The organism is Clostridium gallinarum, from assembly GCF_014836325.1.
GTDB classification, from domain to species: Bacteria; Bacillota; Clostridia; order Clostridiales; family Clostridiaceae; genus Clostridium; species Clostridium gallinarum.
Genome location: NZ_JACSQZ010000137.1, coordinates 1 through 736, shown reverse-complemented (window position 1 = coordinate 736; position 736 = coordinate 1). Strand labels below are relative to the sequence as shown.

Sequence of the window (736 nt, the reverse complement as noted above, 5' to 3'; positions counted from 1 at the left end):
TTGTATAGAAAACCACTAGTACTGCTAGTGGTTAAAAAGGCTTAAGCTCTGAACAAAAAAACTCCTATGATATAATGTTAACGACTGACAATCGTAAAACAAATAAATCATAGGAGGTGTGTCGTATGAGTAACGACATAGAAAGCTTATCACATACAAAATGGAGGTGTCAATATCATATAGTATTTGCACCGAAATATAGAAGACAAATAATATATGGTAAATATAAAGCCGAAATAGGAAAAATATTAAGAACAATATGTATAAGAAATGGGGTAGAAATAATCGAAGCGAATGCTTGTCCGGATCATATACATATGTTAGTTACTATTCCACCAAAAATGAGTGTATCAAAATTTATGGGAATATTAAAAGGTAAAAGTAGTCTGATGATTTTTGATAGATTTGCTCACTTGAAATATAAATATGGAAATAGACATTTTTGGTGTAGAGGATATTATGTTGATACTGTAGGAAGAAATAAAGCTGCAATTACAAAGTATATACAAAATCAAATTCAAGAAGATCAAATAGCAGAGCAGATAAGTATGAAAGAGTATATCGACCCGTTTACGGGAGCGCCGGTAAAAGGTAGCAAATAACAAAACCACCCGACGAGGGTGGTAGCTGTAAATGTTTTGCGATTGGCAGTTTTTTCAGAGCACGAGTAGTGCCGCCAGTATCATGCCCTTATAGGGCTTAATCAAGCCACCAGCTAAGCTGGTGGTACATGACT

At 34.5% G+C, this 736-nt stretch carries 1 protein-coding gene; it reads left to right on the top strand.

Annotation, left to right across the window (positions count from 1 at the left end; all coding sequences use genetic code 11):
* The first annotated feature begins 125 nt into the window (after positions 1 to 125).
* Positions 126 to 602, top strand: a complete 477-nt coding sequence (gene tnpA, locus H9660_RS16145) for an IS200/IS605 family transposase (protein WP_191751391.1) — start codon at positions 126 to 128, stop codon at positions 600 to 602.
* The last annotated feature ends 134 nt before the right edge of the window (positions 603 to 736 follow it).

Bases quoted from the DNA above. Each gene is read 5' to 3' on its own strand.
- tnpA (WP_191751391.1), top strand. From the start codon at position 126: ATGAGTAACGACATAGAAAGCTTATCACATACAAAATGGAGGTGTCAA.